The sequence below is a fragment of the Brevibacillus brevis genome (genome assembly GCF_001039275.2).
In the GTDB taxonomy this organism is placed as follows: Bacteria; Bacillota; Bacilli; order Brevibacillales; family Brevibacillaceae; genus Brevibacillus; species Brevibacillus brevis_C.
Window position 1 is genome coordinate 5789780 of sequence record NZ_CP030117.1, and the last position, 15892, is coordinate 5805671.

Below are 15892 nucleotides of genomic sequence, written 5' to 3' on the forward strand. Positions count from 1 at the left end.
CCGATACGAGAAGAATGTTCTGTTCTTGCTTATTGTTTCTTATTTTGACGTTTGCGTTCCTGCTCCTGAGCGCGACGCTGTGCACGGTTTTTCGGATCAGCATCACCGGAGGTCTCCGGATCTGGACGATCAGATGGACCGGATGTTTGCAAGTTGTCCGGGTCGATTCCTTGACCGCGAATGACATCCTGACGCTCCAGGTTTTGGCTGACTTCGGCTTTCATGATATACATAGCGACTTCTTCCTGAACAGCAGCCAGCATACCTTGATACATTTCGTATCCTTCGAACTGGTACTCACGAAGCGGGTCGTTTTGTGCGTAAGCGCGAAGGTGAATACCTTGACGCAACTGATCCATCGCATCGATGTGATCCATCCACTTGCTGTCGACAGCACGCAGAATGACGACTTTTTCAAACTCGCGAATCGATTCGCCGATTTCTTCTTCACGCTGTTTGTACTGCTTATCAACTTCTGCTTTTAACAGCTCGAGAATTTCTTCTGCTTCCATGCCTTTCAGCATTTTAGCTGTAATCGTTTCTTCATGGAGGAACCCATTATTGGCAGCATCGGCCAATGCTTGCAGATCCCAATCCTCTGGTACCTCTTCTTTTGGACAATGCAGAGACACTGCACGCTCCATCACTGCGTAGATCATATTCAAAGCAACATCGCTGAGATTTTCCTGTTCCAGGATGTCTTTACGCTGTTTGTAGACAACCAGACGCTGCTGATTCATCACGTCGTCGTACTGGAGAACGCCTTTACGTGCATCGAAGTTCGATCCCTCTACACGCTTCTGCGCGGATTCTACCGCACGAGTAACCAGGCGGCTCTCGATCGGCATATCCTCTTCCATACCCAGGCGATCCATCATATTCATGATATTGTCCGCACCGAAACGACGCATCAGCTCATCTTGCATCGAGAGGAAGAACTGGGATGAACCCGGGTCCCCCTGACGACCGGCACGACCGCGCAGCTGATTGTCAATCCGACGGCTCTCGTGACGTTCTGTACCGATAATATGGAGACCGCCTATATCCGCAACACCTTCGCCGAGCTGAATGTCCGTACCACGACCCGCCATGTTTGTCGCAATGGTAACCGCTCCGTACACACCTGCACGTGCAACGATTTCCGCCTCGCGCTCATGCTGCTTCGCGTTCAATACGTTATGCGGTACGCCTTTTTGCTTCAGCATTTGGGACAAGCGCTCCGAGTTTTCGATAGAGATGGTACCTACCAGGATCGGCTGGCCCTTTTTGTGTCGCTCGACAATGTCGTTTACAACTGCACGATATTTAGCTGCCTCTGTTTTGAAAACAAGGTCAGGTGAATCGACACGCTGTACGGGTTTATTCGTTGGAATAACCACAACGTCGAGACCGTAAATCTTTTTGAACTCTTCTTCTTCCGTCTTCGCTGTACCTGTCATACCCGCCAGCTTCTCGTACATACGGAAGTAGTTTTGCAAGGTAATGGTCGCCAGTGTCATGCTCTCGCTTTGGACACGCAGACCTTCTTTGGCTTCAATGGCTTGATGCAAGCCATCACTGTAACGACGTCCAACCATCAGACGGCCGGTGAACTCGTCAACGATCACAACTTCGCCTTCCTGTACCACATAATCGACATCGCGCTTGAATAGCACTTGTGCTTTCAACGCCGCCGTAATGTGGTGGTTCAACGTGATATGTGCCGTATCGTACAGGTTGTCGATGTTGAATGCCTGTTCAACCTTGCTTACACCTTCATCTGAGAGATTGACGATTTTCAGCTTCTCATCGATGGTGAAATCCTTTTCTTCTTCCAGGCGCTTCACAAAATGCGAGCAGATGTAGTACAGCTCTGTCGATTTGTTAGCAGAACCGGAGATGATCAACGGCGTACGTGCTTCGTCAATCAAAATGCTGTCCACCTCGTCAATGATAGCGAAGAAGAGCGGACGTTGTACCATTTGTTCCTTGTACAAAACCATATTGTCACGCAGGTAATCGAAACCAAACTCGTTGTTCGTACCATACGTAATGTCACACGCGTATGCTTCGCGTTTTTCTTCAGGGCTCAGTCCATTCTTGTTCAAACCGACTGTCAGTCCGAGGAAGTTATACAGCCTACCCATGATGGTCGAGTCACGCTCAGCCAAGTATTCGTTCACGGTAACGACGTGGACGCCTTTGCCCATCAAGGCATTCAGGTATGTCGCCAGTGTCGCAACCAGCGTTTTACCTTCACCCGTCTTCATCTCGGAGATACGGCCTTCCTGAAGAACCATACCACCAATCATCTGGACGTCGAAGTGACGCATGCCCAGAACACGGATCGATGCTTCACGTACAACGGCAAACGCTTCATTCAAGATTTTGTCCAGTTCTTCTCCATTTGCCAAGCGAGCCTTAAACTCAGCTGTCTTCTCCCGCAGTTGGTCATCCGAGAGTGCCTTAATCGTTGGTTCCAGCGCATTGATACTTTCTACGCGCTTAAACATTTTCTTTACTTCACGTTCATTGCTATCGCCGAATATCTTTTTAACGAGTCCTAACATGAGGACACCCCTTCCATATACTGCCAAACAAAATGCACAAGCCGGCATGAGTCCAGATAATAAAAAAGGATACCGATTCTACGAAAATAATACTTTCTAAAAAGATATTTTATCAAATAGAGCATCCTCTACACAAGTAAAGGGAGTTGCCAATAGCAACTCCCTAGTCTTATACGAATGAGAATGTGTAAAGTTTCGTTATTTTGGTTCAATCAATCCGTAACGCCCATCATTGCGGCGATACACCACACTGACGTCATTGGTGTCACTGTTTTGGAAAACGAAGAAGCTGTGTCCCAGCATATCCATCTGCATGACCGCTTCCTGTGCATCCATCGGCTTCAGATCGAAGCGTTTGGTTCGAACAATATCGATGTCTATGTCGATATCATCCTCATCCACATCCGGGATCATGACTGCTACTGGCTGACTCTCACGCTGTGCGATTCTTCCTGTCGAATCAACCCGAAGCTTCCTCATCAGCTTCGTTTTGTGTTTCCGAATCTGACGTTCCAGCTTTTCTACTATCAGATCGATAGCAGCATACATATCTTCGTGTGTTTCCTCCGCTCGGATAATGACCCCACTCAGTGGGATAGTTACCTCGATAGTGCCTTCTCCGCGATGTACATGCATGGTGACTTGTACTTCTGTAGGCTGTGGAGTTTCAAAATATTTTTCCAGACGGCCGACTTTCTTTTCGACATATTCTCTAAGTGCAGCGGTGACTTGAATGTTTTCTCCACGAATGTTAAATTTCATGGTTCCAACCTCCTTCCGTCTATACATACGTATTCGCCACTTCTGTAAATAATCCTTCCACTCAGCTTAAAAAAATCTTTGCAAATCTTTTACAAACCATCAATATCCGACATTATTTTACCAATACTTACTAGATTCCCTATGCTATAATAGGACAGGTAGTCATCCAATCCTATATCGCGGTCGTCATCGCACTGGAGGAATCCTCATGGCCGAGGTTAAACCTTCCCATTCACTTATCGGAACAACGCTCGCTCAAGACGTCTACAATGAGTACGGTCTGCTTTTACTACCCGCTGGTGCAAGCCTTCACCTAAGTGATATACGACTGCTAGAGGCTCATCAGGTGGAAGCCGTACACGTTACTACTGACTCGGAAGCACCCGAAATGCCTTTTCCGCTCCTTCATTGGAGTGAGACAGAGGCTGCAAAGGCCTATATGATGGCCGTACAAAAAACCGAGTATTTATTTAACCAGCTCGCAAATGGGGATACCCCCCGACTGCAACAATTTAGCGATGCTGTTCATCCTATGCTCGATCAAGTTCTTCATCACATGAGATTTCTGCGCTTCATTTATTTGAGTGAAGGAACAGAAGGTTATACGTATCGCCACTCTCTGCATGTAGGTATCGTGGCAGCTTTAATCGGAAAAATCATAGGATTGCCGCAACGTGATGTTCATTTTTTAGGCCTTGCAGGTCTTCTCCATGACGTCGGCAAGATGAAAATTCCCGATGAGCTGCTGTCCAAACCAGGACGCCTGACAGACGAAGAGTATACGATTATGAAAAAACATACCGTATATGGCTACGAGCTCCTGCGCACCATGGACGATGCCGACAATTTGCTGGCACAATGCGCTCTCATGCACCACGAACGTTGGGATGGAAGTGGATATCCCCTCGGACGAAAAAAAGATGGCATCCCTTTTGAATGCCAAATCATCAGTGTCGCAGACGTATTTGATGCGATATGCGCAGATCGCGTGTATCGGAAGGGAACCTCTCCCTTTGAAGCAGCGAATGTTCTGTGGGAGCTAGCTTGTTCAGGCCAGTTAAATCCGATGATTGTATCTCGTTTTATTCATTACATTATCTTGCTTTACGTCGGCTCCCATGCGCTTTTGAGTAATGGCGACCACGTCGAAATCATTATGATTCATACAGATGAGCCTATGCGCCCTCTCGTTCGTAGAGGTAATGATTTTATTGACCTGAGACTGCAGCGCTCCCTACACATTCAAAAAATGATCAGTTAAACGCGTTGAAAAGTTGAAAAAACGAATCCCCCTGTCCTACTCAAGGAACCAGGGGGATTTTGCTATTGTTTCGTTTATAACTTCACGACGTTCGCCGCTTGTGGACCGCGGTCCCCTTCTACAATGTCGAATTCTACAGCCTGTCCCTCATCTAACGAACGAAACCCTTCCGACTGAATCGCCGAAAAATGGACGAATACGTCATCACCGTCTTCTCGTTCAATAAATCCAAACCCTTTTTCTGCATTAAACCATTTTACTTTGCCTTGCATGAAACAGCACAACCCTTTCTTTTGTGAAAATAAAATCAAGTCTAGCTTCCCCCAATTCAGGCGAATCATTCTACACGCTCATTACCGTGTGGAATATTTTTTCTCAAGTCCTCGCACGACTACACGGGACAAGAACAACGTAAGTACCAGGTAAACCGCCGCTTCTGTTAAATACGGGGGGTAGCGCTCAAATGTACTTTTCGCTACGTTCATGGCTGCGTAGTTTAATTCCGGTGTCGCGATTACTGCCAGAAGAGACGAATCCTTTAAGAGAGCAATAAACTCATTTCCGATTGCGGGCAGCATTCGTGTAAACGCTTGCGGAAGGATAATTTGGCGCATCGCAAGGCCCTTGTTCATGCCAAGTGATCGTGCCGCTTCCATCTGTCCCGGATCAATGGATTGGATGCCAGCCCGAAAGATTTCCGCCATATAAGCAGCTGCATTGAGTGAAAGCGCGACGAAACCTGAATAAATTGCTTCCGGGCTGCTCGCTCCCGGATACAGAATACCCCAAATCGACGGAATCACCGCAAAATGAATCAGCAAAATTTGGACCAGCATCGGAGTTCCCCGAAACAGCTCTACGTAAATCGAACAGGTCCAACGCAAGATTCTCTTGGAGGACATTTTGCCCAAGCTGATGAACAACCCCAAAAATGTTCCGCAAACCGTAGCCACTGCTGTTAGTAAAATCGTATTAATAATGCCTCGGATAAACAATTCACGGTAGTCGTAGATGACACTCCAGTCCAATGGCTAATCCTCCCTTCTTCATGTCAGCAATCCAAGTTGCGAACAAACGCCGGCTACGTCGTAGGGACGCACCCGGCCATTTTGCTGCCTACTTATTGCCAAAGTACTGGGTGTAAATTTCCTGCAGCTTTCCATTTTCTTTTATCTTTTTCAATCCGTCGTTGATTTTGTTCATCGCATCGGCATTGCCCTTTTTCACGATAATTCCGTAAAATTCCTTTTCAAAGGAATCATCTTTAATCAGCTTAAACTTCTTGTCTTTTACTTTATTCACGTAATATGACAAAACGCCATTGTCGCCAATCACTGCATCGACCCGACCATTAAAGAAGTCATCGACGGAGGATGGCATGTCATCATAACCTTTCAAGCCTTCGTACGTATCTCCAAACGCCTTTTTGACCACTTCTTCACCCGTAGTCGCAGCTTGAACCCCGATCTTCTTGCCTTTCAAATCTGCCAGCTTCGTCACTGGAGAATCTTCCGCTACCAGAATGAGTTGATTCGCTTCAAAGTATGAGTCCGAAAAATCGTATTTCTCCTTGCGCTTCTCCGTGATCGTGATGGACGAGATCCCAATATCAACCGTCCCTTTGTCCAATCCATCAAAAAGCGGGTCCCACCCGGTGTTTTTCCACTCGATCTTGAATCCGCCAGCTTCCGCGATCGCGTTCATTACATCGATGTCATGGCCACTAATCTTGTCAGCCTCAAGCATTTGGAACGGTGGATATGCCGCATCTGTACCGACTACGTACACCTTGTCACCCGAACCGCCACTGCCAGACGTTTGCTGACCACCCGATCCACAGCCAGCGAGGAGTACCCCCACACCGACGACCAACGCGAGCGATTTGAACCAATTTGTCCCGATACGCATTTCGAAATCCCCCTTGTGTCTCTCTATCTGCCCATTTTGTCCCCAGTAATGTCCACATGAAAATCACGGATTTTTTGCGTTCTCCACAGAGTTATCCACATTATCCACATGACCTTGTGCACAAGCTGGGTATAACTGTTTCCTGTATATTCTGCCACTTTAGTACGAAAGTAAGGGGAACGAATGAGGAGAATAAGTGGGTCTAGCAGCAAAAAAACAGGATTCATATATACGGGATATAGTTCTATCCTGCATATAAAAATCCTGCTTTTATCTGAAAATAATGAATTATTCTTTTTCCCCCAAAATCACGATCTCTACCCGGCGGTTCTTCGCACGGTTCTCCGCGTTGGAGTTGTCCACAAGCGGCTTGTATTCGCCCAAGCCTGCCACTGTAAAGCGAGACGCTGGTAAGGAGTGAGCATCGACCATTTCACGCATGACAGAGATCGCGCGCGCCGAGGATAGCTCCCAGTTGGATTGGTAGGAACTGCGAGATATCGGCACATCATCTGTATAACCCTCGATTCGCACCTTGTGCTCAAAGCGCTTCAAAACCCCTGCTACCGTTCCGACGACTTGCTTGCCTTGGGCCTGTAGGTCTGCCGAACCACTCGTAAACAAGATCGTTTCCGGCAAACGGATACGCAGGCCTTCTTCGGTCTCCTCGTAGTCGAGATTCAGTTCAGCCAAAGCGGAGGATAGCTGGTTGCGTACCGTCTCCATATCGCGCTCACTCGAGTCAGTCAAGCCCATTGGTGGCTTCGGCACGTTTACGGTGTCCTCGGAGCCTTCTTCTTCTTTTTCGCCTTTGAGCTCCTTCTGGCGAGCCTCCAATTGGTAGACCTCTCGCTGCAGCTCCAGCTTTTGCAGGTTGAGCAGGTCGAGACTCTCATGCACCTGCTCCAAGCTCGCTTTTTCCTTTTGCACCTCTTCTTTTTGTGCCTGAATGCTCTTCGTCTGCGTCGCCGCGATAATAATCACGATCACGAACAACAGCGTAATCAGGTCACTGTAACTGAGCAGCCAGCTTTTCTCTAGCTCTTTTTCGTCGTATAACCGTTCGTCATGCATAGCGGTCCTGCCTTTCAATCGTGCCCTTCATGCTGCCTGCTTCTTTAATCAGCACCAGCTTTTGGTCACCTGGCAAGAATGAGTTGAGCTTTTCAAACAACAAGCGTGGTGTCTCCATGCGTTGGAGACCGATACACCCTTCGATAAAAAGACGCTTTTCAAACATTTCCCGGTCGTACAGATCCATCAGGCGGTAGTAGCATGGTAGCGCGAACAAGTTCGCCAAGAGCGCGCCATACAGTGTCGCTACGACCGCTGCGCTCAAACTGTGTCCGGTCAAGGCCATGTCTTCGAGCGACTTCAATACGCCCGTCATCCCCAGAAGCGTACCGACTAGCCCCATCCCCGGTGCTAACAAGCTGATGAGGCGGAAGAAGCCAGCTGATTGTTGGTAACGATACTGCTCTCCCTTGAGCTCATTCTCCAGGATCAGGCGCAGCTCTTCTTCTGGAACACCCTCGATCGCCAGCAGGCTACCACGTTGGACAAAAGAATCGGGTTCCTGTTGCAGCTCCTTTTCGAGCGCGATATAGCCCTGTTCCTTCTGGACGAGCGCGTAGTAGTAGAAGCGCTTGATTGTTTCTTCGACGTTGCTTTGCCGGCCATGGATGAGCAGGCGCCAGATTTTTTTCAAGTCGAGATGCTTGCGTTTGACTGCGTAGGACATGACTACGGAGAGCGCGACTAGCTCGATGGCGGTTACGTTGAGGAGGTCCGATAGGGTTCCGTTTAGGTAGACCGCGTGTATGAAGATGAGGAGGACGGCTCCGATTAAGACGAGTGAGCGGCGTTTTGTGGACACAAGTGATTCACCTTCCTGGTTAGTTCCATTTAAATTTACCCATTTTAGCAAAGAGTGGGAAAGAGCCAGTGCCATATGTATTGTTGTCGTAATAGAAGTTAGAGACAATGCCGATATAGTAAATAGAAGCAACCGATTGAGAGGTGAACATCATGAGTCCGATTCAACTTCAACAAGCGGTCAACATCAGTTTAACGAAACAAGTGCAAGAGACTGCACAAGCTCAGGCAGCTACGATGCTGGAGGGTTTTGCAAAGACACAGCAGAACATTCAGGCAGCGCAGGCGCCGCATCCTTCGTTGGGGAAGGTGCTGGATGTTAAGGTGTAGAGGCAATCGCCTCTACCCTTTTTTATTCCATTCCTTCAAAAATTCACGAAGTGCCTCACGCCAGGGACGAAGGGGCTCAAATCCATTCAACCTGATCGCCATGTGATCAAAAACAGAGTATGCTGGTCGCGGTGCCGGTCTCTTGAATTGCTCTGTAGTTACAGGAGTAATTCGTACATCTTCTCTTCCAGTCTCTTCAAATATCGCTGTTGCGAATTCGTACCACGAGCATTTATCACGATTCGAAGCGTGATAAACTCCATACAACTCCGTTTCCGCAAGTTTCGTCAAAAAAGCAGCCAAATCAACGGTATATGTCGGACAGCCAAATTGATCATGTACAACGGTTAGTTCAGACTGTTTGGAGGCAAGCTGTAGCATCGTTTTTACAAAATTGGCACCTGCTTGTCCATACACCCATGAGGTACGTACAATAAAATATCGTTTGCACAATTGCTGAACAAACTCTTCTCCAGCCAATTTACTCTTTCCGTAAACGGTCTGGGGGTTAACGGGTGAAAACTCGTCATATGGATGGTTTTGCCTGCCATCAAATACATAGTCTGTGCTGATATAAATCAATTTTGCATTGACTTGGTCAGCCATGACTGCCACATTCCGAGTCCCTAAAGCATTAATTCGAAATGCTGTCTCGCGATCCGCCTCGGCCTGGTCCACTTTTGTATAAGCAGCCGTATGGACGATAAGATCTGGTCTAATCCTACCTACTATTTGTTTCAATTGTTGAATCGATGTTATATCCAGCTCGTCTTTTCCATATGACCAGACCTCATGGCCCTTTTGTTGGAATATCGACGTAACATCTACACCCAACTGTCCTTTTCCACCTGTAATAAGTACCTTCATTAGCAAAACCTCTTACAAGAGTTTATTGTACTGTTGCTGATAGTAATCTCGATATTGGCCATTCAGGATCCGTTCCCACCACTTTTGATTCGATACATACCACTCAATTGTCTCGACAATCCCGCTTTCAAACGTATATATTGGTTCCCATCCTAATTGAGATCGCAGTTTCGTTGCGTCGATTGCGTATCGGCGATCATGCCCTGGTCTATCTTTTACGAACTGGATTAAATCCTCACTTTTCCCCAATTGTTTCAGGATTGTTTTGACGATATCGATATTCGTCCATTCATTGTTACCACCAACATTATAGACTTCTCCAGAACGTCCGCGATGGATAACAAGATCAATCGCAGCGCAATGATCCTTAACATGCAGCCAATCCCGCACATTCAATCCATCCCCATACACAGGCAATTGTTTGCCGCGTAAAGCATGTATGACCATGAGCGGTATCAACTTTTCTGGGAAGTGGTACGGACCATAGTTATTGGAGCAACGCGTAATATTGACCGCCAGTCCATACGTCTCATGGTAGGCGCGTACCAACAAATCGGCTGCAGCCTTACTTGCCGAGTATGGACTATTCGGAGCAAGCGGTGTCTCTTCTGTAAACAATCCTGTTGGTCCAAGTGAACCATATACCTCATCTGTCGAAATCTGTACGTATTTTTGAACCTGAAACTGCTTTGCCGCATCCAAGAGAGTTTGTGTCCCTAACACATTGGTTTTCACAAATAAATCGGGTTGTGTAATACTTCGATCCACATGGGATTCAGCAGCAAAATTCACGATGATATCCATTCCTTGTGAAACAAGCTGATTCACAAGATTTCGGTCAGTAATATCACCATGAACAAACTGATAGTTCGAGCAGCTTTCTACGTCTCGCAAATTCTCAAGGTTCCCGGCATACGTAAGATTGTCTACAGTGATGAACTCATATTCTGGATATTTTGCAAGCATATAATGCAAAAAATTGCTTCCGATAAATCCAGCTCCGCCCGTAACCAGTATCTTCATACAATAACTCCTTACTAAAAGTTATTTTCTGCTTGATGTAATCGAGGATGTTTGGTGTCTTTTTCTGAAAGAATAGGAGTCTCTACAGGCCACTCAATTCCTAAATCAGGATCATTCCAAAGAATTCCTCGATCGTGTTCCGGTGAATAATATTCATTTACCTTATAAAAAACGACTGTGTTATCACTTAACGTGCAAAAGCCATGCGCGAAGCCTTCCGGGACATATAATTGCTGCTTGTTCTCCTCACTAAGCAATACTTGTATGGACTTGCCATAGGTAGGCGATTTTCTCCGAATATCTACCACTACATCTAATATCGCTCCTGATAAAACACGAACTAACTTGGCTTGTGCTTTAGGTGACAATTGATAGTGCAGTCCCCTGATTGTACCCGCTGTGGCAGAAAGAGATTGATTATCCTGAACAAATGAATGCCTTATCCCAACCTCGGCCAATTTATCAGCATGAAAACTCTCCATAAAGTAGCCTCGGTGATCACCAAAAACTTGTGGCTCCAAAATGAAAACCTCGTCAAACATTGTAGTATGAATTTTCATCATGATCCTCCAACGTTTATTTCAAAATACCAAAGCACTCCCCAAAATTTAGCTCATATGCTAGTTGATTCGCTTTTTGCAAAGAAGGGTGGGTTCCTGCATCCGTCCACCATCCATTTAGGATATCATAGGTCAATTGTTTTCTGACGATATATTCGTTGTTCACATCTGTAATCTCTAACTCTCCACGTCCTGACGGTTTTAATGTTTGAATAATATCAAACACGCTAGAGTCGAACATATAAATACCTGTGACCGCATACTCACTCTTTGGTTCTTGGGGCTTCTCTTCAATAGATACGATCTGGTTACCGTACAATTCAGCTACACCGTATCTTTTTGGGTCTGGAACTTGTTGCAGCAAAATCTTCGCTCCGCCACCTTGTTGGATATAGTTTTGAACAAACGGAGAAATATCATCTTGGAACACGTTATCCCCAAGAATAACCGTCATCAGGTCATCCCCTACAAAATCCTTTGCCAGGCCCAAAGCCTGAGCGATTCCCCCAGCCTGATCCTGTACCTTGTATGTAAACGAAACCTCAAACTCGTAACCGCTGCCTAACAAATTTACGACGTCCCCCATATGTTCTCTACCCGTAACAATGAGAATGTCGGTAATTCCCGCCTGTTTTAATTTATAGATGGCGTGGTAAATCATCGGGTATTTACCAACTGGTAGTAAGTGTTTATTGGTTACTTTGGTTAGAGGAAAAAGACGTGTTCCTGTTCCACCTGCTAGAATAATGCCTTTCATCTTATAATCTCCTCTCATGGTTAAGACTTCTATTATGAATGTATTTGCTTACTTTAAAATGTTTACCTACCTGTTATATCGTCTAAATGTCGACGATACTGCACTTGAATTTGTTCGTGTTCAGAAAAAGAAACACCTCTTGGAAAGAAGTGCCGTGAAATTGATTTCAACAGCTTTTCCAAGAGATGTATAATCATTTCCTATTTCTTTTGATCAAAAAAGGCTCCATATCCAGAAGGTCCTTCACTGTTATAAAACTGTCGGACAGCTTTATTCTGCTGGATATTTCCAATCTTCTGCGTCAATTCCTGTTTACGAAGATCCATCTGTGGCAAGATTCTCGCGTTAATCTCACTCATTTGAAGAAGTTGTTCCTTTTGATCCGCGGTAAAAATGAACCCTTCTTGGACGAGTGCTTGGATATCTTGCATAAGCTGCTCTCGTTCGTCAAGGTAGCCCATCCATTGATCAACATCTGAATCTTTTTTCTCTACCAACAGAGCAAGGGATTGCGTCTTCTCATACAAATTCCCCAACAGTTCGTCCATTCTTTGCTCCATCACATATTCCTCATCCCTGGTTTTTCGCCAATACCATGGCTTCTTTCCAGGTATCACGGAACTGAATGAATAGATCCTCGACTTCGCTCAAAATCTCTACGTCTTTTCTCATGTTTGCTTCCACTGTTCTACGCAACATGTAATCGTACATTTTGTCAAACTCATAAGAAATAGGATACTCTTTTTTCAGTGAAGACATCAATTCATACAAGATATTTTGGACTTTCAAGCAAAATTCATGGGCTTTTGCATAGTTACGTTCTTCCAAAGATGATTTTGCTTGTTTTAAAAATTTGATTGCTCCATTGTACAACATCAATGTCAACTCAGAAGGAGTAGCGGTCGTTACCTGATTCGTCTGGTATGTCTGTGCCGCATTTTGTAACATCTACATCTCTCCTTATTGAGATTTACCCAACATTTGGGCAAACCAACTGCCTTGTGACTGTGCTTTGGACATCATCTTCTCCATTGCAGTAAATTGCTTGTAATAGCGATTTTCAATCATTGTCAAGCGATCTTTCCATTGTCTGATCTCGTCTTCTTCGCCTTTCATTTTCCTGCCAAGAAAACTGTCATCAGTAACAGAGGTAGAACTGCCCGCTTCTTTCGTTACTCTATCGATCACTCTCGTTAAATCTTTGTATAATCGTTCTGCAACCCCGCTCTTTTGATACTTCGTACCTTCATTATCAGCCGGATCGTTGCTGAAGCTGGTAAACAGCTTAGTTACCTCTTCCCCATTGTTACGGATCGCCGCACGGAGTTTGTTCTCATCGATGTAAAGCTTTCCGTTTTCTTGATACGCATACTTTCCATTAGGAGGTCCACCAATCCCAATCTCAGAAAGTGTATCGAACGCAGTATTTACTCCTGTTCCACCGAGTGGTATGCTGAGCGCTCTGCGCATACTATCCAGACCGTTTTGTAAAATGGAATCACGCAGGAGCATCCCGCTCTTGGCCATCGCTTCCATCTTTTCCGCTGTTTTTTCTGGAAGTGATTCCCTTTCCTCATCTAACAAAGGTTGATAACCCTTGTTCTTTTTCTCCGAAACTTTTTCATTAATTTTTGCAATTGTTTCGTTGTACTTGGTGACGAAACCCTTGATGGTGTTGAATAAACTGTCCTCGTCAATCTGATTGTTAACACTAATTGCGGCGCCAGGCTGTTTCAGGGTAAATTCTACTCCGTCAACCGTGATTTTGTTAGTTTTTGATGTATAAGTAACACCATTGATAACCACTTCTGCTTCTTTTCCGGTTCTATCTGAAGAAATTGCAGAGGCTGGCGCCTTCAGCTTGCTAGTATCTCCACTTGCCGTAAAAGAAAAGGCCTTGTCACCATTGCTATTCAATGCCATCCCCGGAGTAGAGGTAATCCATAACTTACCCCCAGAGAAGGTAGCTTCCATTCCTGTTTCTTTTTTGATATTTGCAATGACTTGGTCAAGCGTTTCTGACCCATTGACAGTTACTGCCTTGCCATTAATAGTAAGATTTAAAGTACCTCCGCCAATTGCTGTCGTTGTATCTTTAATACTCGCATCAAGTTCGATAGCCATCGAAGCAGGCATTTCAGCCTCTGCCAATCCCACAACTTTCACAGAATAAGATGCTTGTGTCGGGTTACCTACTACATTGGCTGCCACAGCCCCATCATTTTCAGACACAGCTTTCTTTTTATTAAAGCTGGCTGAAAAACGAAGTGAATCTACCGATGTACGCAGATCCATGAGCAAGCTGTTCATTTCGCGGTACGCATCGCGTTTCCACTCTGTAACCTGCTTTTCGCGAATCAATCGATTCATTGGTTCCTTCCGGGCATTCATTAATTCTTTTACCATTTTCTCAGTGTCTAAACCTGAAGCCATCCCACTAAAACGTATCGCTGGCATAATCTCAACCCCTATCTTTTTTCATCCACTAGTAAACCGACCATTTCATGGATTTTGGCGACCATATCCATCATTTTTTTGGAAGGGATTTCGCGGATAACTTCTTGTGTTTGATCGTTGATGACCTGTACATAATACTCATTCAATTTTTCATGCAATGTAAACTTAACATGGGTGTTTGTCGTCTGGAGCCATTTGTTTATACCGTCAATCTCTTTGCTTAGCTCTTCCTTGGAAACAGCTTTTTCCCCTACGACTTCTGTCTGTCGCATCGGCTTTACTGTAGCCTCTGCCTGAGCTTGACCTCCGTCCGTTTTAGCAGATGTTCTGCCCAGTGAAGAGGTTACTCCGATATCCATTTTTCCTACCTCCAATAAGAAAGTATTCTTACTACAGATATCGGAAAAAAAGATAGATTCATTTACGATCTTGCGAAAAAAATTCCATTATAAGGCTTTACCCGTTTATCAGTGAGCTCAAACGCTCTTTTGCCTTTTGGTAATCATGTTCCGCCGAAAAATGATAGTATTCAACTGCTTTCTTGTGATCTCCAATTACCTCATAGAAAACCCCAAGATTGTATGCTGCTAGAAAGGACCCGGCGCCAATAATTCCGCCGAACTCTTTTCTGTCTCCCAGTTCCAAGCATTTGTGGAACGAGGCTTCAATCCTGGGTAACTTATCAATGTGAGCAGCAGTATTGCTTAGAACGTAATCCATATAAAACATCCCTAGCGCAAAGTGAAAATCCGGGAAATTAGACAATTGATCCTGATTCTGTTCCGCTTGAATTACTGTATAACCAGTATCTAGCTTGCCGATTTTCATCAAGTTATAGAGATATTCCACAACCAGTTTGGGATAATAACCTTCCAGCTTGGTTGCATATAAATAAGCTTGAGAGAAGAAATAGTCTGCTTGTACATAATCCTGTTTGTTTTTATGTTCTCTTGCCAATTGCATGAGCAGGTAGGGGTTATTCCCGTCTTTCTGAAGTTCTTTTTCCAGCAACGGGATATTCCTACCTGTCTTATCTGTTTCGAAGTAACCATCGTGATAAACGGTTACCGAAGTCATTCGATGAGGCAAATCGGAGACAACTTGCTCGTGGATACTCCCCGTGTAATAGACACCCTTTGGAAATAATCTAGATATTGGTACGCTCTCATAGCGAATTTCTCCGTTATCCAAATAATTGCTTAGTTGGCTGATACGTCCGATAGCTGGAGGTCCTGAAATGAATTCTTTAATTGCATCTGCAGAACCCGGCGCCAGGTACTCATCTGCATCCAATACCAGAATCCAATCTCCTGTTGCTTGCTCAAGGGAGTAATTGCGTGCGTCAGCAAAGCTACCTGTCCAAGGGAAATCGTAGACTTTTGCACCACATTCAATGGCGATTTGCTTAGTGTTGTCGGTGGAACCCGTGTCTACGAGGATGATTTCGTCTACGATTACATTGGCGCTATCGAGGCATCTTTTAATTTTTGCTTCTTCATTTTTGGTTATAATTGACAAAGTAATTCGAAGCATACGTACCTCC

At 45.2% G+C, this 15892-nt stretch carries 18 protein-coding genes; 2 read left to right on the forward strand and 16 right to left on the reverse strand.

Annotated elements, in window-relative coordinates:
• Nucleotides 1-29: 29 nt before the first annotated feature.
• Nucleotides 30-2549, reverse strand: a complete 2520-nt coding sequence (gene secA / locus AB432_RS27525) for a preprotein translocase subunit SecA (RefSeq protein ID WP_048035005.1) — start codon at nucleotides 2547-2549, stop codon at nucleotides 30-32.
• Between the two features lie 198 nt (nucleotides 2550-2747).
• The gene (hpf, locus tag AB432_RS27530; protein WP_048035006.1) at nucleotides 2748-3311 is read right to left on the reverse strand and encodes a ribosome hibernation-promoting factor, HPF/YfiA family; all 564 of its coding nucleotides are present in this window, start codon (nucleotides 3309-3311) and stop codon (nucleotides 2748-2750) included.
• A gap of 208 nt (nucleotides 3312-3519) precedes the next feature.
• On the opposite strand from hpf, the gene AB432_RS27535 reads away from it, so the two are divergent.
• Complete coding sequence (locus AB432_RS27535; protein WP_048035007.1) at nucleotides 3520-4572, forward strand: HD-GYP domain-containing protein; 1053 nt, start codon at nucleotides 3520-3522, stop codon at nucleotides 4570-4572.
• Nucleotides 4573-4646: 74 nt separating this feature from the next.
• Here AB432_RS27535 and AB432_RS27540 read toward each other — a convergent pair whose 3' ends face one another.
• The 5 genes from AB432_RS27540 to AB432_RS27560 form a co-directional block, all read right to left on the reverse strand.
• Nucleotides 4647-4844: a cold shock domain-containing protein gene (locus tag AB432_RS27540; protein ID WP_048035986.1), complete on the reverse strand. Its 198-nt coding sequence runs from the start codon at nucleotides 4842-4844 to the stop codon at nucleotides 4647-4649.
• Nucleotides 4845-4925: 81 nt separating this feature from the next.
• Nucleotides 4926-5600, reverse strand: coding sequence for an amino acid ABC transporter permease (locus AB432_RS27545; RefSeq protein ID WP_047069746.1), 675 nt, complete (start codon nucleotides 5598-5600; stop codon nucleotides 4926-4928).
• A gap of 88 nt (nucleotides 5601-5688) precedes the next feature.
• The gene (locus AB432_RS27550) at nucleotides 5689-6480 is read right to left on the reverse strand and encodes a basic amino acid ABC transporter substrate-binding protein (RefSeq protein ID WP_048035008.1); all 792 of its coding nucleotides are present in this window, start codon (nucleotides 6478-6480) and stop codon (nucleotides 5689-5691) included.
• Between the two features lie 288 nt (nucleotides 6481-6768).
• Nucleotides 6769-7554: an OmpA family protein gene (locus AB432_RS27555; protein ID WP_048035009.1), complete on the reverse strand. Its 786-nt coding sequence runs from the start codon at nucleotides 7552-7554 to the stop codon at nucleotides 6769-6771.
• The gene (locus AB432_RS27560; RefSeq protein ID WP_048035010.1) at nucleotides 7547-8356 is read right to left on the reverse strand and encodes a motility protein A; all 810 of its coding nucleotides are present in this window, start codon (nucleotides 8354-8356) and stop codon (nucleotides 7547-7549) included. Before AB432_RS27560 ends, AB432_RS27555 begins: the two co-directional genes overlap by 8 nt.
• Nucleotides 8357-8508: 152 nt before the next feature.
• Between AB432_RS27560 and AB432_RS27565 the strand changes: the two genes are divergently transcribed.
• The gene (locus AB432_RS27565; protein WP_082196010.1) at nucleotides 8509-8685 is read left to right on the forward strand and encodes a putative motility protein; all 177 of its coding nucleotides are present in this window, start codon (nucleotides 8509-8511) and stop codon (nucleotides 8683-8685) included.
• 12 nt (nucleotides 8686-8697) lie between these two features.
• On the opposite strand, the gene rfbD is transcribed toward AB432_RS27565, so the two are convergent.
• From rfbD to AB432_RS27610, 9 genes are all read right to left on the reverse strand, one after another.
• Nucleotides 8698-9552 carry a dTDP-4-dehydrorhamnose reductase gene (gene rfbD, locus AB432_RS27570; protein WP_048035011.1) on the reverse strand — a complete coding sequence of 285 codons (855 nt, stop codon included), beginning with the start codon at nucleotides 9550-9552 and terminating at the stop codon, nucleotides 8698-8700.
• Between the two features lie 12 nt (nucleotides 9553-9564).
• Entirely contained in the window at nucleotides 9565-10575 is a 1011-nt protein-coding gene (gene rfbB / locus AB432_RS27575) for a dTDP-glucose 4,6-dehydratase (protein WP_048035012.1), read from the reverse strand.
• Between the two features lie 14 nt (nucleotides 10576-10589).
• Nucleotides 10590-11135: a dTDP-4-dehydrorhamnose 3,5-epimerase gene (gene rfbC / locus AB432_RS27580; protein ID WP_048035013.1), complete on the reverse strand. Its 546-nt coding sequence runs from the start codon at nucleotides 11133-11135 to the stop codon at nucleotides 10590-10592.
• Nucleotides 11136-11151: 16 nt separating this feature from the next.
• Nucleotides 11152-11892, reverse strand: coding sequence for a sugar phosphate nucleotidyltransferase (locus tag AB432_RS27585; protein ID WP_048035014.1), 741 nt, complete (start codon nucleotides 11890-11892; stop codon nucleotides 11152-11154).
• Between the two features lie 200 nt (nucleotides 11893-12092).
• Nucleotides 12093-12452, reverse strand: a complete 360-nt coding sequence (locus AB432_RS27590) for a flagellar protein FliT (RefSeq protein ID WP_048035015.1) — start codon at nucleotides 12450-12452, stop codon at nucleotides 12093-12095.
• Nucleotides 12453-12462: 10 nt separating this feature from the next.
• Entirely contained in the window at nucleotides 12463-12840 is a 378-nt protein-coding gene (gene fliS, locus AB432_RS27595; protein WP_048035016.1) for a flagellar export chaperone FliS, read from the reverse strand.
• 12 nt (nucleotides 12841-12852) lie between these two features.
• Complete coding sequence (gene fliD, locus AB432_RS27600; protein ID WP_048035017.1) at nucleotides 12853-14349, reverse strand: flagellar filament capping protein FliD; 1497 nt, start codon at nucleotides 14347-14349, stop codon at nucleotides 12853-12855.
• 11 nt (nucleotides 14350-14360) lie between these two features.
• Nucleotides 14361-14708, reverse strand: coding sequence for a flagellar protein FlaG (gene flaG / locus AB432_RS27605; RefSeq protein ID WP_048035018.1), 348 nt, complete (start codon nucleotides 14706-14708; stop codon nucleotides 14361-14363).
• Between the two features lie 97 nt (nucleotides 14709-14805).
• Nucleotides 14806-15882, reverse strand: a complete 1077-nt coding sequence (locus AB432_RS27610; protein ID WP_048035019.1) for a glycosyltransferase — start codon at nucleotides 15880-15882, stop codon at nucleotides 14806-14808.
• Nucleotides 15883-15892: the final 10 nt, after the last annotated feature.